At 60.4% G+C, this 24,470-nt stretch carries 22 protein-coding genes; 14 read left to right on the forward strand and 8 right to left on the reverse strand.

Annotation, left to right across the window (positions count from 1 at the left end; all coding sequences use genetic code 11):
* Positions 1 to 43 precede the first annotated feature (43 nt).
* The 6 genes from ACPYOP_RS23910 to ACPYOP_RS23935 all read right to left on the reverse strand — a co-directional run bounded on the left by ACPYOP_RS23910 (position 44) and on the right by ACPYOP_RS23935 (position 7,058).
* Positions 44 to 1,822 carry an amino acid ABC transporter permease/ATP-binding protein gene (locus ACPYOP_RS23910; RefSeq protein WP_481412762.1) on the reverse strand — a complete coding sequence of 593 codons (1,779 nt, stop codon included), beginning with the start codon at positions 1,820 to 1,822 and terminating at the stop codon, positions 44 to 46.
* A gap of 40 nt (positions 1,823 to 1,862) precedes the next feature.
* The gene (locus ACPYOP_RS23915; protein WP_481412763.1) at positions 1,863 to 2,423 is read right to left on the reverse strand and encodes a GNAT family N-acetyltransferase; all 561 of its coding nucleotides are present in this window, start codon (positions 2,421 to 2,423) and stop codon (positions 1,863 to 1,865) included.
* A complete protein-coding gene (locus tag ACPYOP_RS23920) occupies positions 2,420 to 3,619 on the reverse strand; it encodes a M20 aminoacylase family protein (RefSeq protein ID WP_481412764.1) in 1,200 nt (399 codons plus the stop codon). Before ACPYOP_RS23920 ends, ACPYOP_RS23915 begins: the two co-directional genes overlap by 4 nt.
* 15 nt (positions 3,620 to 3,634) lie before the next feature.
* Positions 3,635 to 4,984: an LLM class flavin-dependent oxidoreductase gene (locus tag ACPYOP_RS23925; RefSeq protein WP_481412765.1), complete on the reverse strand. Its 1,350-nt coding sequence runs from the start codon at positions 4,982 to 4,984 to the stop codon at positions 3,635 to 3,637.
* Positions 4,985 to 5,009: 25 nt separating this feature from the next.
* Positions 5,010 to 6,002, reverse strand: a complete 993-nt coding sequence (locus ACPYOP_RS23930; protein ID WP_481412766.1) for an LLM class flavin-dependent oxidoreductase — start codon at positions 6,000 to 6,002, stop codon at positions 5,010 to 5,012.
* Between the two features lie 321 nt (positions 6,003 to 6,323).
* On the reverse strand, positions 6,324 to 7,058 hold the full coding sequence (locus ACPYOP_RS23935; RefSeq protein WP_481412767.1) for a phosphotransferase enzyme family protein: 735 nt from the start codon (positions 7,056 to 7,058) through the stop codon (positions 6,324 to 6,326).
* A 241-nt stretch (positions 7,059 to 7,299) separates the two neighbouring features.
* Between ACPYOP_RS23935 and ACPYOP_RS23940 the strand changes: the two genes are divergently transcribed.
* The 10 genes from ACPYOP_RS23940 (at position 7,300) to ACPYOP_RS23985 (ending at position 17,184) form a co-directional block, all read left to right on the forward strand.
* A complete protein-coding gene (locus tag ACPYOP_RS23940; RefSeq protein ID WP_481412768.1) occupies positions 7,300 to 7,938 on the forward strand; it encodes an alpha/beta family hydrolase in 639 nt (212 codons plus the stop codon).
* Between the two features lie 311 nt (positions 7,939 to 8,249).
* Positions 8,250 to 9,263: a taurine ABC transporter substrate-binding protein gene (tauA, locus tag ACPYOP_RS23945; protein WP_481412769.1), complete on the forward strand. Its 1,014-nt coding sequence runs from the start codon at positions 8,250 to 8,252 to the stop codon at positions 9,261 to 9,263.
* Between the two features lie 55 nt (positions 9,264 to 9,318).
* The gene (locus ACPYOP_RS23950) at positions 9,319 to 10,107 is read left to right on the forward strand and encodes a taurine ABC transporter ATP-binding protein (RefSeq protein WP_481412770.1); all 789 of its coding nucleotides are present in this window, start codon (positions 9,319 to 9,321) and stop codon (positions 10,105 to 10,107) included.
* The gene (locus tag ACPYOP_RS23955; protein WP_481412771.1) at positions 10,104 to 10,958 is read left to right on the forward strand and encodes an ABC transporter permease subunit; all 855 of its coding nucleotides are present in this window, start codon (positions 10,104 to 10,106) and stop codon (positions 10,956 to 10,958) included. Before ACPYOP_RS23950 ends, ACPYOP_RS23955 begins: the two co-directional genes overlap by 4 nt.
* Before the next feature lie 88 nt (positions 10,959 to 11,046).
* Positions 11,047 to 12,129 (forward strand): LLM class flavin-dependent oxidoreductase, encoded by a 1,083-nt coding sequence (locus ACPYOP_RS23960; protein WP_481412772.1) that lies wholly within the window; start codon positions 11,047 to 11,049, stop codon positions 12,127 to 12,129.
* Between the two features lie 143 nt (positions 12,130 to 12,272).
* The gene (locus tag ACPYOP_RS23965) at positions 12,273 to 12,914 is read left to right on the forward strand and encodes a DUF47 family protein (RefSeq protein ID WP_481412773.1); all 642 of its coding nucleotides are present in this window, start codon (positions 12,273 to 12,275) and stop codon (positions 12,912 to 12,914) included.
* Positions 12,914 to 13,918 (forward strand): inorganic phosphate transporter, encoded by a 1,005-nt coding sequence (locus ACPYOP_RS23970; RefSeq protein ID WP_481412774.1) that lies wholly within the window; start codon positions 12,914 to 12,916, stop codon positions 13,916 to 13,918. Before ACPYOP_RS23965 ends, ACPYOP_RS23970 begins: the two co-directional genes overlap by 1 nt.
* 167 nt (positions 13,919 to 14,085) lie before the next feature.
* Positions 14,086 to 14,535: a manganese-binding transcriptional regulator MntR gene (gene mntR, locus ACPYOP_RS23975; protein WP_481412775.1), complete on the forward strand. Its 450-nt coding sequence runs from the start codon at positions 14,086 to 14,088 to the stop codon at positions 14,533 to 14,535.
* 220 nt (positions 14,536 to 14,755) lie between these two features.
* The gene (locus ACPYOP_RS23980; protein ID WP_481412776.1) at positions 14,756 to 16,222 is read left to right on the forward strand and encodes a sensor domain-containing diguanylate cyclase; all 1,467 of its coding nucleotides are present in this window, start codon (positions 14,756 to 14,758) and stop codon (positions 16,220 to 16,222) included.
* A gap of 122 nt (positions 16,223 to 16,344) precedes the next feature.
* Complete coding sequence (locus ACPYOP_RS23985) at positions 16,345 to 17,184, forward strand: mechanosensitive ion channel family protein (RefSeq protein WP_481412777.1); 840 nt, start codon at positions 16,345 to 16,347, stop codon at positions 17,182 to 17,184.
* A gap of 257 nt (positions 17,185 to 17,441) precedes the next feature.
* Here the strand turns inward: ACPYOP_RS23985 and ACPYOP_RS23990 are convergent, their stop codons facing one another.
* Positions 17,442 to 18,104 carry a hypothetical protein gene (locus tag ACPYOP_RS23990; RefSeq protein ID WP_481412778.1) on the reverse strand — a complete coding sequence of 221 codons (663 nt, stop codon included), beginning with the start codon at positions 18,102 to 18,104 and terminating at the stop codon, positions 17,442 to 17,444.
* Positions 18,105 to 18,600: 496 nt separating this feature from the next.
* On the opposite strand from ACPYOP_RS23990, the gene ACPYOP_RS23995 reads away from it, so the two are divergent.
* On the forward strand, positions 18,601 to 19,125 hold the full coding sequence (locus ACPYOP_RS23995) for a 2'-5' RNA ligase family protein (RefSeq protein WP_481412779.1): 525 nt from the start codon (positions 18,601 to 18,603) through the stop codon (positions 19,123 to 19,125).
* Between the two features lie 22 nt (positions 19,126 to 19,147).
* On the opposite strand, the gene ACPYOP_RS24000 is transcribed toward ACPYOP_RS23995, so the two are convergent.
* Positions 19,148 to 20,056 (reverse strand): LysR family transcriptional regulator, encoded by a 909-nt coding sequence (locus ACPYOP_RS24000; RefSeq protein ID WP_481412780.1) that lies wholly within the window; start codon positions 20,054 to 20,056, stop codon positions 19,148 to 19,150.
* 104 nt (positions 20,057 to 20,160) lie between these two features.
* Between ACPYOP_RS24000 and hglS the strand changes: the two genes are divergently transcribed.
* Genes hglS through ACPYOP_RS24015 form a run of 3 tightly spaced genes read left to right on the forward strand, consistent with a single transcriptional unit; the run spans position 20,161 to position 24,389 of the window.
* On the forward strand, positions 20,161 to 21,555 hold the full coding sequence (hglS, locus tag ACPYOP_RS24005) for a 2-oxoadipate dioxygenase/decarboxylase HglS (protein WP_481412781.1): 1,395 nt from the start codon (positions 20,161 to 20,163) through the stop codon (positions 21,553 to 21,555).
* A 60-nt stretch (positions 21,556 to 21,615) separates the two neighbouring features.
* Positions 21,616 to 23,148, forward strand: a complete 1,533-nt coding sequence (gene amaB, locus ACPYOP_RS24010) for an L-piperidine-6-carboxylate dehydrogenase (protein ID WP_481412782.1) — start codon at positions 21,616 to 21,618, stop codon at positions 23,146 to 23,148.
* Positions 23,149 to 23,153: 5 nt separating this feature from the next.
* A complete protein-coding gene (locus ACPYOP_RS24015) occupies positions 23,154 to 24,389 on the forward strand; it encodes a pyridoxal phosphate-dependent aminotransferase (protein ID WP_481412783.1) in 1,236 nt (411 codons plus the stop codon).
* Positions 24,390 to 24,470: the final 81 nt, after the last annotated feature.

Consider the following 24,470-nt stretch of genomic DNA (forward strand, 5'->3'; position numbering starts at 1 on the left):
CGAACGCCTGTTAAGCCAGAGCGTCCAATGCTGCCTGTGACTGCTAGAGAACCTTGGCGAGGAAGGCGCGGGTGCGCGCGTGTCTCGCATCGTTGAAGACCTGCGCCGGCACGCCGGTCTCGATAATGTGCCCGCCTTCCATGAAGACGACAGTGTCTGCGACCTCGCGGGCAAAACCAATCTCGTGAGTGACGATCACGAGGGTCGTGCCGGTGCGCGCCAGTTCCTTGATCACGTCAAGCACCTCGCCGACGAGTTCAGGGTCGAGTGCCGAGGTCGGCTCATCGAACAGCAGCACCTTCGGCCGCAGTGCCAAGGCACGGGCGATGGCGACGCGCTGCTGCTGGCCGCCTGAGAGCTGACGAGGATACGCGTCGATCTTGTCGCTCAGCCCGACGCGGGCGAGCAGCTCCTGCGCAAAAGCGATGGCGTCGTCGCGGCTCAATCCCCGAACCTGGATCGGTGCCTCAATAATGTTTTCTAAAACAGTAAGATGCGGGAACAAATTGAAGTTCTGGAAGACCATGCCGATGTCGGTGCGGCGCTTCAGAATATCCTTTTCCTTAAGCTCATAGAGTACATCGTCCTTCTGCGTGTAGCCGACGAGGTCGCCGTCGACGGAGATGAAACCGCTGTCGACGCGTTCCAGATGGTTGATGGCGCGCAGCAGGGTCGATTTTCCCGAACCCGATGGGCCGATGATCGCCGTCACGCTGCCCGCCGGCAGGTTGAGCTCGATATCGTCTAGGACCTTCAGCGTGCCGAAGCTCTTCGAAATGCCATGGATGCGGACAGCACCGCCCTTGGCACGCCAGTCGGCGGCACCCTTCTGGCTTCCAAGCGTCACACCGCTTGCCCTTGCGGATGTGACCGACGGCGCGCGGCGCAGGCGCTGGAAATAGGACTGGAATGGCAGGGGCGTCGGATTGCGCACCGCACCTTTGGAAAAGTAACGCTCGATGTAGTGCTGGGCGATGGACAGCACCGTCATGATGACGAGATACCAGACGGTCGCCACCATCAGCAGCGGAATGACTTCCAGATTGCGGCGATAGATGACCTGCACCGTGTAGAAGAGTTCCGGCAAAGCGAGCACGTAGACCATCGACGTGCTCTTGGCGAGGCCGATGATCTCGTTGAAGCCGGTGGGAAGGATGGAGCGCATCGCCTGCGGCAGGACGATGCGGAACGCCTGACGGCGACGCGGCAGGCCGAGGGCGGCGGCCGCTTCCAACTGCCCCTGGTCGACCGAAAGGATACCACCGCGAACGATTTCGGCGAAGAAAGCCGACTGGTTTAGCGTCAATCCGAGGAAGGCCGCCGCAAACGGCGTCAGCAGCTGCGTGGTCGGATAGTCGAACAGGGTCTTGTCGGTGAAAGGAACACCAATCCTAATAGTTTCATAGAGATAGCCGAGATTGTTGAGAACCAACAATAAGACGATCATCGGGATCGAACGCAGCAACCAGATATAGCCCCAGGAGAGGCTTGCGAGCAGCGGCGACTTCGATACGCGTGCCAGCGCCAGCGCGGTGCCGAGAATGGAGCCCGACACTGCCGCAAGCGCCGTCAGAAGCAAAGTCCTGCCGAGACCGACCAGAACCGGCTCGGCAAAGAACCATTCGGCAAAGACACCCCAGCCCCAGCGCGGATTGGTGAAGGTGGAATACAGGACGACGGCTATGACGAGCGTGGCAAAGATCGTGCCGGCCGCGCGTCCGGGATGCCTTGCGGGCACGATGCGATAACGCGAATAATCAGTCTTCGTCTCGGCGGCTCCGGTGCCTCGATCGACACCTGCAAACTCCGTCGTCAGCGCCATGATGCTTACCCCTTATGATTGTGATTGATCCGGTTCGCCGCTATCGGCCGGCAGCGGCCAGACGCTGCGGCGAACCGGAAGCTTCGGCGACATAGGACAAGGCCAGGTGGCTGATATCCTTCTCGAAAGGCAGGCTCTTGTAGATTTCCGGATCGGCTGACGTGTCGAAGAGCGCGGTGTAGCCGTTGGTCAGATAGAGGCCGACCGCCTCGGGCTGGCGGAAGCCTGTCGTCAGATAGATGCGGCGATAACCCTGCCGCCCTGCCTGGGCTTCCAATTCCACCAGCAGCGTTCGTGCTAAGCCCTGACGGCGCAGATCGTGCCGGGTCCAGATCCGTTTGAATTCGGCGGTCTGGTCGTCATAGTGCTTGAAGGCTCCGCCGCCGATCGTCTCGCCATCCCGCAAGAGGAGCAGGAAGTTGCCATCTGGCGGCGCGAAGGCCTCCGGCGGATAGCGATTGAGTTCGGCCGCCGCCCCTTCGGCATTGAAATAATTGCCGTAGCGGCTGTCATATTCCTGGATCAGTTCGTCGATCAACGGCTTGGCGCGTGGATCGAGCGGGGTCGTATAGAGAAACGTATCGCTCATGTCGGTCGTCACCTGTTGTCATCCGCGAGGAAGGTTTCGGCGAGCCGCACCCAGTAGCGGGCTGCGGGCGCAATGATCGCGTCGTTGAAATCGTATTGGGCGCTGTGCAGGGGGGCGCTGTCGCCATTGCCGACAAAGAGATAGCTCCCCGGCTTTGCCTCCAGCATGAAGGCGAAATCCTCGCTTGCCGTCCGCGGCCGGAAATCCGTTTCCACCGCGGCATTCCCGAGCGTCTGCAAAGCGACATTGCGGGCGAAGGCGGTTTCATCGGCATGATTGACGAGTGCTGGAAAACCGAGCCGGTAATTGACCTCGGCCACAGCGCCGAAGCTTTCCGCCTGCGCCCGCGCCAGCGCGGGAATCCGCTCCTGCAACCTCGCGCGCACCTGTTCGCTGAAGGCACGCATGGTGAGCTTCATCTCGACGCTTTCGGGAATGACGTTCGAAGCCGAGCCCGCGTGAATGGATCCCACGGTCGCAACCGCCATATCCTGCGGATCGATATTACGGGAAACGACGCTTTGAAGCGCTGTGATGAAGGAGGCCGAAGCCAGCACGGGATCGACCGCACGATGCGGCTCGGCGCCATGACCGCCCCTTCCGACGATCTTGATCACGGCCTGGTCGACGGAAGCCATTGCCGGGCCGGCAACGAAGCCAAATTGTGCCGCCGGGACACCCGGCCAATTGTGCAGCCCGAAGACCGCATCGACCGGGAAGCGATCGAAAAGCCCTTCCGACAGCATCTTGCGCGCACCCGCGCCGATCTCCTCGGCCGGCTGGAAGATCAGCCGCAAGGTGCCGCTGAAATTGCCGCTTTCGGCGAGATAGCGGGCGGCGGCCAGAAGGATCGACGTATGCCCATCGTGACCGCAGGCATGCATGACGCCGGGATTGGCACTCGCATAGTCGAGGCCAGCTGCCTCCTCGATCGGCAATGCGTCCATGTCGGCACGGATGCCGAGGCTGCGCTGCCCCTCGCCCCGCTTCAGGGTCGCGACGACACCCGTGCCGGCTATACCTGTCGCAACCTCGTAGCCCCAGTCCGAAAGCAACGAGGCGACCTTCTTGGCGGTGCGGTGCTCCTGGAAGGCGAGCTCGGGATATTGGTGCAGGTCGTGCCTCAGCGCGATGATTTCATCGAGATAGGCGGCGATCCCTGTCTCGACTTGATCCGCGACCGACGGCGGCTTGATGATGGCGTTCATGGTGATCGTCCGGGCTCAGGCGCCTACGGCCTTTGCGGGTTCGATGCCATCCTGCTCCGCCGCATAACGGCTTTCGCGGAATGGCAGGCCAAGATGGTCGCGCAGCGTCTCGCCTTTCAGCGTGGGATCGAAGTAACCGCGCTCCGTCAGGATCGGCAGGACATGCCTGGAGAAATCGTCGAAGCCTTCCCCGATCACCGGAAAACCGAGGATGAAGCCATCCGCGCCTTCTTCATCCACCCAGCGGATGATCTCGCCGGCTATATGCTCGGCGGTGCCGATGAAGGAGGTTCGCGGTGTTGCCGCATCGAGCGCCACTTCGCGCAGGGTGAGCCCCTTCTCGCGCGCGGTCTTCTTGATCCGATCCGTCGTGGCGCGGAAATTGTTGCGGCCGATGTCGCCGAGATCAGGGAACGGCTCATCGAGCGGATAGGCGCCGAAATCATGATGATCGAAGAAGCGGCCGAGATAGGCGAGTGCCTCCTCGATGGTGACGAGGTTGCGGATTGCCTGATACTTAGTCTCCGCCTCCTCCTGGGTCGCGCCGACGATCGGGCCGATACCGGGAAAGATGCCGACATCGGCGGCACTGCGGCCATGCGCGATCGCGCTCTGCTTCACCTGCTTGTAGAAGATCTTTGCATCTTCGAGCGGCCCGCCATTGGTAAAGACCGCATCGGCATGCTTGCCCGCGAGCCGGATGCCGGAATCCGAGGCGCCGGCCTGGAATACCACCGGCTGGCCCTGCTTGGATCGGCCGATATTGAGGGGACCTTCGATGCGGAAGAACCGGCCCTTGTGGTTCAGGCGATGCAGCTTGGATTTGTCGGCATAAACGCCGGTCTCGCGGTCGCGCACGAAGGCATCGTCATCCCAGGAGTCCCACAGGCCCTTGATGGCGTCGAGATATTCGTCGGCGATCTCATAGCGCAGCTCATGCTCGGGGTGCTCCCGGCTGTAATTGCGGCCGGAGCCTTCGAGCGGCGACGTTACCGCATTCCAGCCGGCGCGGCCGCCGCTGATGAGATCGAGCGAAGCGAACTGCCGGGCGATGGTGAAGGGATCGCTATAGGAAGTCGAAACCGTGCCGACCAGGCCGAGCTTCGTCGTAAAGGCGGCAAGCGCGGACAGAATGGTCAGCGGCTCGAAGCGATTGAGAAAATGCGGGATCGATTGTTCGTTGATATAAAGCCCGTCGGCGACGAAGGCGAAGGCAATGCCTGCATCCTCCGCCTTGCGGGCCGTCTTGACGAAGAAGTTGAGATTGGTGCTGGCGTCGGCCGGGACGCTTGGGTGCTTCCAGGCATTCATGTGGCCGCCAGGGCCTTGCAGCATGATACCGAAAGTGACGTGTTTTTGAGCCATGATTGATCCTCCTGGGACAGGCCGTTCAGGCAACAAGGGAAAGGCGTTCTTTGGCGAGCAATTCTATGGAGTTGAGCCGTTCGGCTGCTGTGAGCGCCGGCGTGTCGAGTACGAATTCCTCGACGCCGTAGCGGCGATGGAGAGCGTCAAGTTCGTTGCGAACCTGCGCTGCCGTACCATGCAGTACGCTCGGCACTTTTTCCTCGGTGCGAAAGTCCGAGAAGCCCGCCTGGCGCGCGAACTCCGCCGCCTGTTCCTGGGTGCCGACGTTCACGCTCTGCCCATTGGGCAGGAAAAGCTTGACGATGCGCAGCTGGCCGATGCGCGCGCGAGCATCAGCCTCGCTTTCGGCGGCGAAGGCGGCGAGCGCCAGGATCGGCACCTTGCCGCCCGTCGCATTCCCGTAGGCTTCGAAGGTATTTCGCAGGTTTTCGGGATCGCCGTTCAGGTGGCCGGCGAACACCAGCCTCCAGCCCTTCTCCGCGGCAAGCTTTGCGCTTTCGACGCTGGCGCCAAGCAGGAAGCGCTCGGGCGAACGCGGCGGGAACGGCGTCGCCAGTGCGCCGTCGGAATGAGGATCGGCGGCAAGATAGGTGTTGATGTCGGAGAGTTGCTCGGCAAAATCCGGCTTCTTCTCAGGATCGAAAGCGCGCTGCAATGCGCGCGTCGAGAGTGGAAACCCACCCGGCGCCTTGCCGACGCCAAGATCGATACGGCCGGGCGCCAGCGAGGCCAGGAGGTTGAAAGCCTCGGCGACCTTGTAGGCACTGTAATGCTGCAGCATCACGCCGCCGGAGCCGATGCGGATCTTCGAGGTGCGGGCGAGAAGATAGGCAATCAGGACCTCGGGTGCCGAACTGGCGAGGTTCGCCATATTGTGGTGCTCGGCGACCCAGAAGCGATGATAGCCAAGCTCTTCGGCCCTTATCGCCAGACGCGTCGTGGCGCCAAGCGCATCGGTGGCATTCAGTCCCTGTTCGATCGGGCTCTTGTCGAGAAGGCTAAGGAGATAAGACATGCCGTTTCATCCATGTTTACGTCCGATGCCGACCATCGAGCGCTATAGTCTATAAAAAACATAGATTTTAAGTTATTTAAGAAACAGCTTTCTTTTTCTTTCGCCTGATGCGGAAAAAATCGGCAGTTGATCAGGCGATTGGATGGGCCGCCACAAATGGCACCCCGGCTGGGCGTTAGGTGACAGCCTTCACCTTTAGAAAGGTCACAGACGCGAAATAGCTGTCCGGATACGAAATCCAGGGATACGCTCGGCCAAGCCCGCAGTTTGCCTCACATAGTCGCCGGACCAGGATACGACGCAGCGATCCGCCGAAACCGCTCAGACCGCTCGAACTTCAGCGAGCCGCTTGACTGCGTAGTCGTCCTGCCAGCAAACGGTGGCTTCCCATGCGGCAGACGCCTGCGCGGCGATATCATAGGCTGCGTCGTCGAGATCGGCAGCGTTGTCGGGCAGCACCAGATCGAGGTCGGAGACGTCGACGCGAGACTCATCCCAATCGATCAACGCGACGCGATCCCCAGTCATGCGGATGTTGTGAGGATTGCTTGGATTGCCGTGGACCACGCATGTCTGACGCCCTGCGAGCCGCGCCCACGCTGCTCGACATCGAGTAACGCCCTCCGGCGGCATCGCGGCAAGATTGACCCTCGTGCCGGTTACGGCATGCAGGAGATCAGTCGAGGATTTCCAACCGGGGCGCTGTGGCCAGCCCTGCGTCAATCGGTGCAGTTCGCGCAGCGTATCGGCGACGCGACGCCAGTCGGACTTCGTCTCTGGCGGTCCGCCTTCGATGTATTTCATCACCACCAGACCGTCGGCAAACAGGCGCCCGTCTGTCGTTGGGATCGGCACTGGGACAGTCATGCCTGCACGCTCGAGGCGTTGGAGTAGCCCGGTTTCCCATGCGAGATCAGCATCCGTCCTGGAGCCGAGACGGGCGACCGCAGTCTGCCCGTTGACGCGAACGCTCCAGACGTCGTTCGCAACACCACCGCTGAGGGGTTCGACACGAACAGCGTCTTCACCCCATTGCCCGAGTGCTTCCCATCCCATTGGCGATACCTTAGCGGCATAGTTGGAGCTTCACTTAAATTGACCGCAGGCGCGAGCAACGTCAATTAACTTGAGCTTGGCAAGCTCCGCAAGTCGACGTTGCCATGTCCATTTTAGGGATATCCAGCACCCTCCCATGCGCTTCAGGCTGTGATTCCTCGCCATCAGATCCGAGCTTTGCTAACAAGGCGCCAGCGGCGCAGCTCTTCCCCTGCGACGGTACGAACCGGGAGAAGCCTGAATGCCTCACCAATTCCTCGTCAATGGTCCTGAAGACGCCAAGATCACCATCGTTCTTGCGCATGGGGCGGGTGGCGCAATGGACACGAAGTGGATGGAAACCATGTCTACGGCGCTTGTCCGCAAAGGCTTACGAATTGTCCGGTTCGAGTTTGATTACATGTCGGCACGACGCTCTTCGGGCAAGCGGTCCCCGCCACCTCGAGCAGAATTCCTGAATGAGGAATTCAAAACCGTGATCGATGAAGTTGGTTCACGGGGGACAGTCGTAATCGCGGGAAAATCCATGGGCGGACGCGTGGCGAGTATGATCGCGGACGACCTTCTCAATGCAGGACGCATTTCCGGACTGCTTTGTCTTGGCTATCCTTTCCATCCGATAGGAAAACCGGACAACCTGCGAACCGCCCATCTCGCAGATGTAAAGACGCCTACGCTCATCTGTCAGGGAACTCGCGACCTATTCGGATCACGGGAAGAAGTCTCCACTTACGAGCTCTCCAAAATGATCGAACTGCTCTGGTTGGAGGATGGAGATCATGACTTCACGCCACGAAAGGCCGTATCCGGTCTCACGTCCGCAGAGCATATCGCAACCGTTGCCGATCGCGTGGCGCGATGGGCCGCCGCGCTGCATTGATCGGTAGGAGGAATAGGCAGCCTCAAGCCGAGATTTGCAAACATTCCTCTGGCGAGATCAAACATCTGATTCAGGGTAGCCCTTCAATACCCGCCCCATCCCTCTCGGATGCCCGCTCGAGCAGTGCTCTTCGCTTTTTCTCCATAAAAATATGCCGTCGCTGCGCTCGTCATGGATTCAGAGAAACAATTCCCCTTATAGTCTATAAAAATAGTTTGTTATTTCTGTCGATTGCCTCCCCTTCTTCGTTAGGCTTTGCACATTGCACTCAGGGAACCGCCGGAAACCTTGTTCCGGCCAAGGGGACAAACATGAATTTCAAGCAACTGATCGCCGCGGCCGCATTTTGTCTCGCTGGCATTTCCATCGCATCTGCTGCAGCTGCGGCTGACAAGAAGGTCGTTGTCGGTTACCAAACCGATGCGTTGCCCTCCTCCGTCGCGATCGCCAACGGCGAATTCGCCAAGGAGACAGGCTACGCTATCGACTTCCGCAAGTTCAATTCCGGCGCAGAGATCTTCGCCGCCATCGCATCCGGCGATGTCCAGATCGGCTATGTCGGTTCAAGCCCGTTTGCGGCGGCCGCCTCGCGCGGACTTGAGGTGAAGGCCTTCTACCTCTCCTCCATCTCGGGCGTCGACGAGGCCCTCGTGGTGCGCAACGGCTCCGGCATCAACACGCTGGCCGATCTGAAGGGCAAGAAGCTCGCGGCGGCACCTGTCTCCACCGACCACTATCAGCTGCTCGCCCTCATCAAGTCCCTCGGCCTCACCGAAAAGGACGTGCAGGTCTTCGCGATCCCGCAGCCGGAAATCGTCGCCAGCTACAATCGCGGCGATATCGACGGCGGCTTCGTCTGGGACCCGGCGCTGACGGAGCTGAAAAAGAACGGCAAGGTGCTGGTGACCTCCAAGGATGTGGCCGACAAGGGTGCTCCGACATTTTCCGCCTGGGTCGCAACCTCGAAATTCGCCACCGACAACCCACAGTTCCTGAAGGCCTACGCCTCGATCATCAACAAGTACTACGCCTCCTTCGCAGCCGATAAGGCCGCATGGGGACCGGACAGCGAGAACGCGAAGGCGCTTGCCAAGCTTCTCGGCGGCACGGCCGACCAGCAAGCCGCTGCTCTGAAAAACCTCACCCTCTTGACGCCCGACGTGCAGGCATCGGCTGACTGGCTCGGTGGCGGCGACAAATCGGGCGCGGCCAAGATCCTGAAGGACACAGCGACATTCCTGAAGGGTCAGGGAAAAGTCTCCGAGGTCCTTCCGAATTACGGCGCATTCGTCACCGCTGACGCGCTCACCAGCGCGAGCAACTGATCCTCCCTGACACCGGCGCGCTTGTCGCGTCGGTGTCGCACTTTTTGAGGGCCCCATGCTTCAAGTCGACCATGCCAGTGTTTTCTTTGCGGCGCGTGACGGCAGAACCGTTCACGCGCTCGACCGCGTCTCCTTCAACATTCCGGAGCGCGGCATCGTCGTGGCGCTTGGCGCATCCGGCTGCGGCAAATCCACCTTGCTCAATGCGATCGCCGGCTTCCTACCACTGTCGGAGGGAAAAATCACGCTCGACGGCAGGCCCGTCTCCGGACCCGGCGCCGATCGTGGCGTCGTCTTCCAGAAGGATGCGTTGCTGCCATGGAAAACGGTGATCGACAATGTCGCCCTTGGCCTGCAATTTGCCGGACTGGGAAAGCGGGAACGACGGGATCGCGCAGCCGAGTTGCTGCGGCTGGTGGGCCTGACCGATTTTGCCAATGCCCTGCCCTATGAATTGTCGGGCGGCATGCGCCAGCGCGTCGGCATTGCCCGCGCGCTTGCCACCGATCCGGATATCCTCCTGATGGACGAGCCCTTCGGCGCGCTCGACAGCCTGACGCGCGAACAGATGCAGGAGTTGCTGGTTTCGATCTGGGCCAGAACCGACAAGCGCATCTTCTTCATCACCCATTCGATCGAGGAAGCGCTGTTTCTCGGCACGGAGGTGCTGGTCATGTCTCCAAGGCCTGGGCGTGTGGTTGCCCGCTTCGAACTCGATTTCGTGCATCGCTTTGCCGCGAGCGGCGACACAAGAGCGATCGTCACGTCGCCCGAGTTCGGCAATCTCCGCGAGGAAATTCGCGCCATTCTCCACGACGCCGACAACATCAGGAGCGCGGCATGAGCGACATCATCGAGACGCGCCCGATCGCAGCCTCCCAAAAAGAAGAGCAGCCGAAGCTGGTTCGCATTCCCGGTTTCGGCGTCGGCGACAAGCCCACCGTCGCGATCAGCATCGCCACGGCAATCGTCTGTCTTGCGCTATGGTGGCTGGTCGCAAAACTCGGCCTGGTATCGCACCTCTTCCTGCCCCGCCCGGACGAGGTTTTGACGCAAATCGGCGTCGTCTATCGCGACGGCTATGCCGGCGCGTCCCTGTCCGAGCACATCCTCGCCAGCCTGTTTCGTATCGTCGCCGCAGCCGCCATCGCGATCATCGTCGGTATTCCTGTTGGCCTGCTGATGGGGCTCAACCGCTGGGCAAAGGGAATTCTCGATACGCCGATCGAATTCTACTGGCCCTTGCCTCCGCTTTCCTATCTGCCGCTGATGATCATATGGCTCGGCATCGGCGAGACCTCGAAGATCACGCTCCTCGTGCTCGCGATGTTCGCGCCGATCTGCCTGTCCGCGCAGGCCGGCGTGCGTTCGCTGCCGCTCGAGCGCGTCAATGCCGCCCGTTCTCTAGGCGCGAGCCGATTGCAGCTCTTCTTCGCCGTCGTGCTGCCATCGGCCTTGCCGGAAATTCTGACGGGTGTCCGGATCGCTTTCGGCATCGGCTGGGGAACGCTGGTGGCGGCCGAACTTATCGCCTCAACCCGCGGCATCGGCTTCATGATCATGTCGGCATCGCAATTCCTTGCCACCGACGTCGTCTTCGTCGGCATCGGTATCATTGCGGCCTGCGCATTCGCCTTTTCCGCTGCCGTCCGCATCCTCGAGGCCGTGCTCGTTCCCTGGAAGGGCAAGCTTTAATCGCGACGGGCCGTGGAGCCGATGTCGCTCACGGCCCGCCTCACCAACCAGTCACTCATTCAATTGAGACAGACCCACAGGCGCAGGCATGAGCAGCAATTGCGAATTTCTCTGGTACATCCCGAACGACGTCAAACCGGGCCATCGCGGCGACTCCGCCGTCGAAAACCACAATAGCCTGGAGACGCTGACCAGTCACGCCAAGGCGCTGGAGGATCACGGCTGGAAGGGTGCGTTGATCGGTACCGGATGGGGTCGTCCCGACACCTTCACCGTCGCGGCGGCACTCGCCGCCCGCACCAGCACTTTCGAGCCGCTGATCGCGATCCGCCCCGGCTATTGGCAGCCGGCCCATTTCGCCTCCGCCGCCGCTACGCTGGATCACTTGAGCGGCGGCCGCGTGCGCGTCAACATCGTCTCGGGCAAGGACAATCTTGCCGCCTATGGCGATAGCGAAGGTGATCAGGCGCATCGCTATGGCCGCACCAAGGAGTTCATGCGGCTCACCCGCAAGCTCTGGACGGAGGAGAATGTTTCCTACGAGGGTGAGCATTTTCGCGTCAACGACTCCACTGCCGCTCCACGCATTGAGCGTCGTGGTGACCGCCTGCATCCCAAGCTCTATTTCGGCGGCGCCTCGGATGCGGCGGAGCGCGTTTCCGCCACGGAGGCCGATGTTCAGCTTTTCTGGGGCGAGCCACTCGCCGACATCGCCGAACGGATCAGCCGGCTCAAGGCATTGAGCAGAGAGCTCGATCGCGATCTTCCGCCACTGGAGTTCGGGCTGCGCATCACGACGCTGGTTCGCGACACGACGGAGCAGGCCTGGGCCGATGCCGAGGCGAAGGTTGCGGAAATGGCCGGAGGCACTGGAGCTCGCTGGAGCGATCATCGGCAAGCGGTCGCCGTCGGCCAGAAGCGACTGTTCGATCTCGCCGCGCGCGGCGATGTGCTCGATGACAATCTCTACACCGCGCCGGGCAAATTCGGCGGCGGAGGGGCAGGCACCACCTGGCTGGTCGGCTCGGCCGAGGATGTCGCCCGCTCGCTGCGCAAATATCGCGATCTGGGCATCACGCATTTCGTTCTCTCGGACACGCCCTATCTTTCGGAAATCAAGCGGCAGGGCGACCAATTATTGCCGCTTCTGCGCGAGCATGCTTCGGCGTGATCCATCGGCGTTGAATGGATGCCGAGCGTCGCGGCATCCACAACAAAGATCAGCAAGGCCTGAAAACATCATCCTTCCCAGCCTTTCCAATCAGCGCTTTGTCAATTATGACAATTTCGTGACAATGGACGCATGGAGCTTTGATGCTAGGCTGGTTTCGCAAACTCATGCCGCGCGAGGATCGTTTCTTCGATCTCTTCGCGCAGCATTCGCGCACGATCGTCAGTGCCGCCGAGGCGCTGAACGCCCTGCTTTCCGGCAATGACATCGAGGGAAAGTGCCGGCAGATCGTCGAGCTCGAAAATCAGGCCGACGATATCACGCGCGACGTGCTGCTCGCGGTGCGCAAGAGCTTCATCACCCCTTTCGATCGCGGCGACATCAAGGATCTGATCATGTCGATGGATGACGCCATCGACATGATGCACAAGACGGTCAAGACCATACGCCTGTTCGAGCAGACAAGTTTCGATCCCCTCATGCAGCAGATGGGCGAGGTGATCGTCAAGGCGGCACATCTCGTTGCCGAGGCGGTGCCGTTGCTGGATCGCATGGGCGCCAATGCCGCGCGTCTTGCCACTATCACGGAAGAGATCATCAAGGCCGAAGGCCATGCCGACGAGCTGCACGAACAGGGCCTGAAGGATCTCTACCGAATTCACGGCGCCTCCAACGCCATGGCCTACATCATCGGCAGTGAGATATATGGCGAGCTGGAAAAGGTCGTCGACCGCTTCGAAGACGTCGCCAATGAGATCAACGGCATCGTGATCGAGAGTGTCTGATGGAGGCCTCGCTCGCCTTTCCGCTGCTGGTGGCGATCATTGCCACGGCGCTGTTCTTCGACTTCCTGAATGGCCTTCACGATGCCGCGAATTCCATTGCGACCATCGTCTCGACCCGAGTTCTCAGGCCGCAATATGCGGTTCTCTGGGCTGCGTTTTTTAATTTCATTGCCTTCCTGTTCTTCGGCCTGCACGTCGCGGAGACGCTGGGAACGGGCATCATCGACCCGAAGATTGTCGACGCGTCGGTCATCTTCTCCGCTCTTATAGGCGCAATCGTCTGGAACATCGTCACCTGGATATTCGGCATTCCGTCAAGCTCGTCGCATGCGCTGGTCGGCGGGCTGATCGGCGCCGGCCTTGCCAAGGTCGGCATCAGTTCGATCGTCTGGCTCGGCGTCCTCAAGACGGCGGGCGCGATCGTCATGTCGCCGCTCATCGGCTTCATGCTCGCACTGTTCCTGGTGCTTGCCGTGACATGGCTCTTCATCCGGCAGACGCCGTTTGCCGTCGACAGCACCTTCCGCATCATGCAGTTCTTCTCAGCCTCGCTCTATTCCCTTGGGCACGGCGGCAATGATGCCCAGAAGACCATGGGGATCATCGCGATACTCCTTTATTCTCAAGGGTATGGCGGCGGCACGTTCCACGTTCCCCTGTGGGTGGTTCTCTCGTGCCAGTCGGCCATGGCTTTGGGCACCTTGCTCGGAGGATGGCGGATCGTGCACACGATGGGTTCGAAAATTACCCGCCTCAACCCGATGCAGGGCTTCTGCGCGGAAACGGGCGGCGCATTGACGCTCTTCGCCGCGACCTGGCTCGGAATACCGGTTTCCACGACCCATACGATTACCGGCGCCATCATCGGCGTCGGTGCCGCCCGTCGAGTCTCGGCCGTACGGTGGGGTATTGCCGGCAACATCGTGATCGCCTGGGTCATCACACTACCCGCCGCGGCCGTGATCTCGGCGCTATCTTATTGGGTTCTTCGGCTCTTTCATTGATCGGCTCATGATAAGGAACAGCGCTGAACGCGCGGAACCGGAGAGCGAACTCTGACCTCATTTGTCGGTGATTATGCCGCCGTGAGGGTTTTATTGCGCTTGCGATTTATTTATAGGCAAGGCTAAGTATCTTCACCACTTTCTTAGCCTTGCGAAGGTGAGCCATCTTGACGAAACCGCCCATTGCCCCGGAAAGCCGTCTTTCTTCCACCGAAGTGGAGACGCATGCCGAGGCCTTTCAGAAAAGCCGCGACGATCGACGCACGGAATTGATGGAAGATTACGTCGAGCTTATCGCCGACCTGATAGAGCATGCCGGCGAGGCACGCCAGACCGATATTGCGCAGAGACTAGGGGTAACGCAGCCGACGGTCGCCAAGATGCTCAAGCGTCTGGCCGAGGAAAACCTGATCACGCAGCGCCCCTATCGAGGCGTCTTCCTCACCGAGGAAGGCCAGCGCCTGGCGGTGGCGACCCGGCGACGGCATGTGGTCGTGGAAGCCGTCCTTTGCCGTCTCGGCGTCGATCCCGACACCGCGCGAAATGATGCCGAGGGTATCGAGCATCACGTCAGCGAAAAGACCCTCGAAGCGTTTGAACGCTTTTTGAAGACCTAGCGGTTGCGAATATCACGCAGATTCGACAATACCTAGCGCGCGAGAGCCTTTTTGGGCACAGTTTTAACAAGAATGAATTGAAAATAAGCGGCGATTGATCGTCCGGCTTGACCCTATATCCGATATAAACGCAAGCTTTACAAATGTTCGCTAAGCAGAACTTAGCCCGCCGGCTTTTCTATTTGACATACTGGTTTTATTGCCGGCGCAGGGAATCATAATGAACGCCCAGGATCTCAGCAGCACCATTTTCGGCCTTGCTCCCGTCGCCATGTGGCTGGAGGATTTCAGCGGCGTCAAGGAGCAGCTCGAACTCTGGCGCGCGGAAGGCGTGACGGACCTGCGCTCGTATTTGCTTGCCGATGTCCAGCGCGTCGCGGCCTGCTCGCAGAGGATCAAGCTCCTTGCCGTCAATGCAAAGACACTGGAACTCTTCGAAGCGCCGTCTTTCGAGGTGCTGGCCGGCGGTATTTCCAGGGTGTTCCGGGACGAGATGCTGCAAAGCCATGTGAATGAGCTGGTCGCTCTTTGGGAAGGCAGGACCGAATTTTCCGGTACGGCGGTCAATTATTCGCTCGGTGGCAGAAGGCTCGACATCCAGCTTCGCGGCGTCATTCTGCCGGGACATGAGATATCCTGGAACAGATTGCTGCTGACCACGGAAGACGTGACGGCGCGCGAGGAAGCAAGGCGTCTGGAGGAGCGGCAGCGCCGCTATGCAGAGGGCTTGTTCGAGCATTCTCCGGTGTCCCTATGGGTCGAGGACTTCAGCCGCATCAAGATCCTGCTCGACGAAATCCGTGATCGCGGCATTGTCGACTTTCAGGTATTTCTCGACGTACATCCGGAATTCGTGCAGCAGTGCATGAGCGAGATCAGCGTACTCGATGTCAATCAGGCGACGCTTGACCTCTTCTGCGCTGCCGATCGCCAGACCCTGCACCACCGGATCGGCGAAGTGTTCCGCGATGATATGGAAAAGCACTTTCGCGGCCAGTTGGTGGAATTGTGGAATGGTCGCCTTTTCCATCAGCGTGAGGTGCTGAACTACGCCCTCGACGGATCGGAGCGCCACGTTCTTATGCAGTTTTCCGTCTTTCCCGGCTACGAGGCCGACTGGTCGCTGGTGCAAGTGGCACTCACCGACATTACCGCGCGCAAGAAGGCGGAAGCCTATCTCGAATATCTCGGCAAGCACGATGTGCTGACCAGGCTTTTCAACCGCGCCTTCTATATGGAGGAACTCAACAGGCTGGAGCGCAAGTCGCTTCGGCCGGTTTCGGCCATCATTATCGATCTCGACGGCCTGAAGGACGCCAATGACGAGAGCGGGCACGACGCTGGCGACGCGCTGCTGCGCCGGATGGGCGAGGTACTGAACAGCGTCGTATCCCTGCCGAACCATGCCGCCCGCATCGGCGGCGACGAATTTGCCGTTCTCATGCCTGGCGCCGACGACGTCACGGCCGCCGCGATGGTCGAGACGATCAACGAACTGCTGAAGATCAACAATCAGTTCTATTCCAGCGCGCCGCTCAGCGTTTCCATCGGCGTTGCAACGAGCCAGCCCGGCGAGACGATGGAATCCATGATCAAGCGCGCGGATCTTGGCATGTATGAGCAGAAGAAGGCTCACTACGCCGCGGCGGCCGCCACGGGCGCACATCAGGCAAAGCACGGCGCTTGAAGCGTCGGGCATAAAAGCTGACGCCGCAATCAATTGAAATAGCATGATTTTCATGCGCTCGACGATCGGGAACAAAAACCGCGACGTCTCATTTGACCTTCGGGAAAAGAGGGAGCCCTGAAATGGAAGATCAAACGACCAATATCGTCGTCGCCACCCGGACCGCGCTCGATCAGGCCGCCGCGCTCGCGGTTCAATACGGCTTCTCGCTTCTCGGCGCGATCATTCTTCTGATCGGCGGCTGGATTCTCGCCGGCATTATCAGCCGCTCGGCCTATCGCGTCATTTCGCGCATTCGCGGCATCGACGAAACCTTGGCGAGCTTCTTCCAGAATGTCCTACATTACAGCCTGCTGATACTGGTCTTCATCACCGTTCTTGGCCAATTCGGCGTTCAGACCGCCTCCATCATCGCCACTCTTGGCGCAGCCGGCCTGGCGGTCGGCCTGGCGCTGCAAGGCACGCTGCAAAATATCGCCGCCGGCATCATGCTGCTGATCCTGCGGCCGTTCCGGGTCGGCGAATATATCGAGACGGCCAACGTCAAAGGCTACATCAGGGATATCGGGCTTTTCGCAACGGAGATGAAGACGGCGGATGGCCTCTATCTCATGGCGCCGAATTCCACGCTCTGGAATACCCCGATCATCAACTACAGCCGCGAACCGGATCGCCGTCAGGAATTGTCCGTCGCCTTGGGTGAAAATGTCGACATCGACCTTGCCCGAAAGACCATGCTCGACGTCTTGAAGGCGGATCAGCGTATCAGGAATGCACCCGCGCCAAAGGTCTATCTCGACGATCTGGCCGTCGACCAGACCGTCTTGAACATCGAATATTGGACCGTCACGGCGTCATGGACAGAGGTACGGCACGATGTCGTATCAAGGCTGAAGGCCCGGCTCGTCGGTCCCGACATCACGGTCAAGTCACGGACCGAACCTACGGGGCCGGCCGATTGATCCTCTTCGTGCTGGAGCAATTCCAGGAAAAGTGCGCAGCGGTTTCCGGCCGGAATTGCGAGGAAACAAGAGGACAGAGCGTTTTCGCGATTCGAAGAAAAGCGGAAACGCTAAGCCTGCCGCCGGTAGGGAGCTGAACCAGCGGCAGGCTTCGCGAGGCCATAACACCTCGAGCAAGATCGGTCTCTTGCCTGCTTTAAACTTGCCTGAGCAGCGTTTGTTCCGCGCGTGACCGGGAGAAGCCTTACCGGCTCGCCCTACCATTTGACGCGGTAATCGACGCGCAGATTGCCGGCCGGTGTCAAAGTCCCCAGATCGGCGAAGGATGCCGAAAACTTCAGATTCGGCGCCAACGGCTGCTGAAACGAGACCGTGCTGGAAAAGGTGCTGCCCACATCCCTCAGATTGCCGACCGCGGAAAAAGAAGTTCCCGTCCATGGAATGGCGACGGTGACGCCCTGCGTCGCGGTGATGGAGTTCGCCGCGCTTCGCGATCCGGCATAATTCACGTTCAGGGAGCGGGATGTGCTCATATCCAGGTTTTCCGATACCGTCCAGCTCCGCGAGCGTTCTAGGCAAAGGGTTCCAGTGCTGTTCAAAGTATCGACCCTCAAGGCGAGTTCGCGACGCCATACGGTCGAAAAGCGTTTGTGATCATCGATCGCCGTGCCCCATAGCGTCGCCAAGCTGCTGCTGCGCAGGAGCGCGCCGCTCGCCGCACCACCCACGCCGAGATCCATGCCGGCGCTGACGTCCCAAGCCATCGGCAGCCGAAAACCAAGCGTCGTCTTGTATGTTCGCGGCGCGACCTTGACCGGCGACCAGATCATCAGGTCGCTGGCTTTGGACACCTGCGGCAAGCTGACGCTCGCGAAAAGACCAAGAACGCCACGCAGGACACGTTTTGACTTAAAGCCCATACTAAAGCCCGCATTCTTTATGCCCGGGCGCACCGATGTCCGGGCGCACTAAGACAGCAGCCAGACACGGAGCAACGCCGCGTTCTGGCTTCGGATTGATTTTGTTCGCTTAAGCGCCAGCAGATCGCAGCGCATCGGAGCCACAAGTTAACGGCATCCGATTGAAGGGAATGACGCCGCTCCAAATCAAGCAGCACCCCTCGCTGGAAAGACTCCCATCCGATGCCGCACTTGTAAACCCCTCGAACCGATGTTTTTCGCTGCGTTGCACACATGTCGCACCTGCGACGTCGCCGCATGAAAGCGACATCACCGCAAGTAGCCTGAAAAACCGCCTTTCGCGGACCAGCTATGCTTTCTGTGACAGATGATCACATTTCCGCGATCGAATGCCGGCCCGCGACGGAGCGCCGGCAAGGCGGCAACCACCATCATTTCACCCCGCACTGACAAGGTGATGGATATCGGATAGCTTTCCTCTCGAAAGGAAACATCGTTGCGCATTCCGCCCATCATCGTCACGGCACGCATTCACCCTGAAGACCTCGCTCCCTTCAATGGCCTTCGCCAGGAGAATTTTCCTTCAGAAGGGAACTTTCTTGAGGCCCATTTGACGATCTTCCACCATCTTCCGGGACAGCATCTCGTGCGCGTGCAGGAACTGGTCATGAAGCTTATCGAGGATCGGAATGCACCGGCGGCCAGCGTGAGTGGCGTTCGCCACCTCGGCGCTGGCGTCGCATTTGCAATCGACAGTCCCGACCTGCTCGATCTGCGCGCTGAATTGATGAGGCTATTCGGATCCTGGCCCGGGCCTCAGGACCTGCAGAGGTGGCGACCGCATATCACCATCCAGAATAACGCCCCAAGAGCGAAGGCGGACGCGCTTTTCTTCCGGCTGCGAGAGGAGTTTGACCAGCGGCCGATTAGGATCACCGGAATTGATCTCTCCAGCTATCTCGGCGGCCCGTGGCGGCACGAAGCCACGATGCCGTTCAAATCCTCTGCGGCCGCCAAGTAAGCATCCGTTTTTCAAATCCACATCAAGCCTGCTTCTGTGGCGTGACCTCGCTCAGCAGCCAATCCTGAAACAGTGTCGCAGTCTCGTTCGTCTGCTTCTTTTCCGGCATGACGACATAGTAGCTGTTCTCGGTCGGCATCGGCAGATTAAACAGCGGCAGAAGCGTGCCGGCCTTGAGTTCATCCTCGATGAGATAGGTCGGCAGGAGAGCCACGCCGAGCCCGGAAATGGCCGCGGCGATGATCATGGAAAACTGGTCGAAGCGCGCGCCGGGATAGGCATTCTCGGCCGGCAGCGCCTGCAGATCGAACCATTGCGCCCAGAGCTTCGGACGGGTCGTCAGATGCAGCAGCGGGGCTCGCGATAGTTCCTCCGGCGCGGCAAGAGCCAGACGTCCGGCAAGCTCCCGGCTGGCGACGGGCAATACGGTTTCGTTGCAAAGAAAGGTGGCGACCGCGCCGGCCCAGGCCGGCAGGCCGTAGTGAATGGCAAGATCGAAATTATCCTCGTCGAAGCTGAACGGCTTGGAGCGAGATTCCACGGTGACAGCGACGTCGCGATGCCCGTCGAGGAAGCGGCCGAGGCGGGGCACCAGCCAGCGCGTGCCGAAGGTCGGCAAAGTCGCGACCTTCAGCGACAGTTTCATCTGGCCGGCGGCAACGGCGCCGATCATCAGCCGCTCCGAGCGCAGGAGCAGATCCTTAACCTCGGGCAACAGCCGAAGTCCAGCCTCGGAGAGCACGACGCGCTGGCGAACACGCTCGAACAATTTCAACCCCGTCTGCTGCTCCAGATCGCTGATCTGCCGGCTGACGGCGCTTTGGGTAAGATTGAGCTCTTCGGCCGCGCGCGAAAAATTCTGATGGCGCGCCGCGCATTCGAATGCCTGAAGATTGACGATGTCAGGGATGAGGCGTCGGCGCATGATCATTCCAGTTTCGCATCAAGTTAGAATTTTCTCTCACAAGACCGGCTGCCAAACAAGAGATATCCTGCCAAATAGGAATGATATAGCCTTTCAGGAAGAGATCGCACATGAAGCCTGATCACGTCTCGACCAGTGATATTCGCAGCGCTTTTTCAGCCGCCATGTCGGCGATGTATCGTGAAGAAGTTCCCGCCTACGGCACGCTCATGGAGCTCGTCGCCCGCGTCAACGACGAGACGCTGACTGCACAACCTGAGCTGAAGGAACGGCTGGAGGCGACGGATTATCTCGATCGCATCTCAGAGGAACGGCACGGCGCCATCCGGCTCGGCACCGCGGCCGAACTTGCGATGATGGCGCGCGTCTTCGCCGTCATGGGCATGTATCCCGTCGGCTATTACGATCTGTCGACCGCCGGCGTGCCGGTTCACTCGACGGCGTTCCGTCCGGTCGGTGACGCGGAGCTGAAGCGCAATCCCTTCCGCGTCTTCACCTCGCTGCTGCGGCTCGATCTCATTGCCGATGAAGACCTTCGCCAGGCCGCGGCAGACATTCTCGCCAAGCGCCGGATCTTCACGGAAGGTGCGGTTGCATTCACCGAGAAAGCCGAGCGGGATGGTGGGCTGACCATGGCCGACGCCAATCGGTTCGTCGACGAGGTGCTGGAAACCTTCCGCTGGCATGACGAAGCCAATGTTGATGCCGGCATGTACCATCGCCTCCACGATGCCCATCGCCTGATTGCCGATGTCGTGTCCTTCAAGGGGCCGCACATCAACCATCTGACGCCGCGCACGCTGGATATCGATCGCGTCCAGGCGCTGATGCCGGAGTACGACATCGCGCCAAAAGCCGTGGTCGAGGGGCCGCCCACGCGCAACTGCCCGATCCTGCTACGCCAGACCTCGTTCAAGGCGCTCGAAGAACCCGTTTCCTTCCGCAATGCCGATGGCATCTGGGAAGCAGGCTCGCACACCGCCCGCTTCGGCGAGATCGAACAGCGGGGCATCGCGCTGACGCCGAAGGGCCGCGCCCTTTATGACAAGCTGCTGGATCAGTCGCGCAAGATCGTACGCCCGGCCGCCGACGGATCGAACGCACGCGATTATGAGGCCGCACTTGCGCAGAGCTTTGCCGAATTCCCGGACGACTGGGCGACGATCCGCGCCGAGGGCCTCGGCTACTTCACCTATTCGCTGACGGCCAAGGGCATAACAGCCGCAACGAGCCATGGTGATATCGAAACCCTGATCGACCAGGGCCTCGTCCAGTTCGATCCCATTGTGTACGAGGATTTCCTTCCGGTCAGCGCCGCCGGTATCTTCCAATCCAACCTCGGAGACGGCGCGCAGCAGGAATTCGCCGCCAGCCCGAACCAGCAGCGCTTTGAAGCCGATCTCGGCATGAAAGTGCTGAACGAATTCGACCATTACGCCGGCATCGAACAGGCATCGATCGACGCCTGCCTGCGAGCCCTTTCCAAACAAGACGCCGCCGAGTGAGGTGATGCGGCGATATCAGCCGCGCGCCATCCTGATCAAAGACAATTGGAGTTTCATCAGATGAACATTGCAGCCAAGACCCCTTCTGTTGCAGCCGAAGCTGCCGCCATTCTCGAAAAGCTCGGCGTCGCCAAGGCGCTCTATACTGAGGGTGACATGCCCTCCTACTCCCCGGTTACCGGCGAGAAAATCGGCAGCCTCAGGACCGTTTCTGCCGAAGAAGCAGCAAGCAAGATCGAAAAGGCCCATGCCGCGTTCCGCGCCTGGCGCTTGGTGCCGGCGCCGAAGCGCGGTGAACTGGTGCGCCTGCTCGGCGAAGAGCTGCGCGCCGCCAAGGACGATCTCGGCCGTCTGGTTTCAATCGAAGCCGGCAAGATCCGCTCCGAAGGTCTCGGCGAAGTCCAGGAAATGATCGACATCTGCGATTTCGCGGTCGGTCTTTCCCGTCAGCTCTACGGCCTGACGATCGCGACCGAGCGCCCGGGCCATCGCATGATGGAAACCTGGCATCCGCTCGGCGTCGCCGGCATCATCTCCGCCTTCAATTTCCCGGTCGCGGTCTGGTCGTGGAACGCGGCACTGGCGCTGATCTGCGGCGACGCCGTCGTCTGGAAGCCGTCGGAAAAGACGCCCCTGACCGCTCTTGCCTCGCAGGCCATCCTTGATCGTGCGCTTGCCCGCTTCGGCGATGCGCCGGAAGGTCTTTCGCAAGTACTGATCGGCGATCGCGCTATCGGCGAAATCCTGGTCGACCATCCGAAGGTGCCGCTCGTCTCCGCAACCGGCTCGACCCGCATGGGCCGTGAAGTCGGGCCGCGGCTTGCCAAGCGCTTTGCCCGCGCCATTCTCGAACTCGGCGGCAACAATGCCGGCATCGTCTGCCCGTCGGCCGATCTCGACATGGCATTGCGCGCCATCGCCTTCGGCGCCATGGGCACGGCCGGCCAGCGCTGCACGACGCTGCGCCGCCTCTTCGTTCACAAAAGCGTCTACGACCAGCTCGTGCCGCGGCTGAAGAAAGCCTATCAGAGCGTGTCGGTCGGCGATCCCCTGCACTCCTCCGCGCTCGTCGGCCCGCTGATCGATAAGGCCGCGTTCGATGGCATGCAGAAGGCCATTGCCGAGGCAAAGGCTCATGGCGGCTCCGTCACCGGTGGCGAGCGCATCGAAGTCGGCCATGCCGATGGCTATTACGCAAAGCCGGCGCTGGTGGAAATGCCGAAGCAGGCAGGCCCGGTCATGGAAGAGACCTTCGCGCCCATCCTCTATGTCATGCCCTATGACGATTTCGACACCGTCATCGACGAGCACAATGCCGTTACCGCCGGCCTCTCGTCCTCGATCTTTACGCGCGACATGCAGGAATCCGAACGCTTCCTTGCAGCCGACGGATCGGATTGCGGCATTGCCAACGTCAATATTGGCACCTCGGGCGCTGAAATCGGCGGCGCATTCGGCGGCGAGAAGGAAACGGGCGGCGGCCGCGAATCCGGCTCGGATGCCTGGAAGGCCTATATGCGCCGGGCGACCAACACCGTGAACTACTCCAAGGCCCTGCCGCTCGCGCAGGGTGTCTCCTTCGACATCGAGTAAGCTCCATGACGGTCGCCACCAAAATCGAGGAGGCGGGCTTCAAGCCCGCTTCGCGCATCGCCTCCATCGGCGTTTCCACTATTCTTCAGATCGGCGCCCGCGCCAATGCGATGAAGCGGGAAGGCCTGCCCGTCATCATTCTCGGCGCCGGCGAACCGGATTTCGATACGCCTGACAATGTCAAGGAAGCCGCGAAGGCCGCCATCGACCGCGGCGAAACGAAATATACCGCGCTCGACGGCACGCCGGAACTGAAGAAGGCGATCGCCGGAAAATTTAAGCGCGAGAACGGCATCGACTATGCGCTCGACGAAATCACCGTGGCGACCGGTGCCAAGCAGATCCTGTTCAACGCCTTCATGGCGTCGATCAATCCGGGCGACGAGGTCATCATCCCGACGCCTTACTGGACCTCCTATTCCGATATCGTCGAGGTCTGCGGCGGCGTGCCCGTTCTGATCCCCTGCGACGCCGAGGCCGGCTTTCGCCTCAAGGCGGATCAGCTCGAAAAGGCGATCACGCCGAAAACGCGTTGGCTGCTCCTCAACTCGCCGTCCAACCCATCGGGTGCTGCCTATTCCGAGGCCGATTATCGGCCGCTGATCGAAGTCTTGCTGCGTTACCCGCATGTCTGGCTGATGGTCGACGACATGTATGAGCACATCGTCTATGACGGTTTTCAGTTCACGACGCCTGTCGCCATCGAGCCGAGCCTCAAGAGCCGAGCGCTGACAGTCAACGGCGTTTCCAAGGCCTATGCCATGACGGGCTGGCGCATCGGCTACGCCGGCGGCCCCAAGGCTCTCATCAAGGCCATGGCCGTTATCCAGAGCCAGGCGACATCCTGCCCTTCCTCCGTCAGCCAGGCAGCAGCCGTTGCCGCATTGAATGGCCCTCAGGACTTTCTTGAAGGTCGCAAGGCAAGCTTCCAGCACCGGCGCGATCTCATCGTCAACAGGCTTAACGCCATTGAAGGCCTGGATTGCCTGGTGCCGGAAGGCGCCTTCTACACATTCTCGGGCTGTGCCGGCATACTCGGAACGAAAACGCCATCCGGAAAGTCTATCGAAACGGATGCGGATTTCTGCGCCTATCTGCTCGATGAAGCCTATGTCGCGGTCGTGCCCGGCTCGGCCTTCGGATTGTCGCCCTATTTCCGCATTTCCTATGCGACGTCGGAAGCCGATCTCGTCGAAGCCCTTGATCGCATCGAAAAGGCCTGTGCGGCTCTTCGGCGCTAGAGCAATTCCAGCAGAATCGCAAAGCGAACTTGCGCCCGGAATTGCGTGAAAACAAAAAGATAGAGCATTTCCATAATTCTG

It is taken from the genome of Rhizobium sp. KNZ2-6A, from assembly GCF_056755475.1.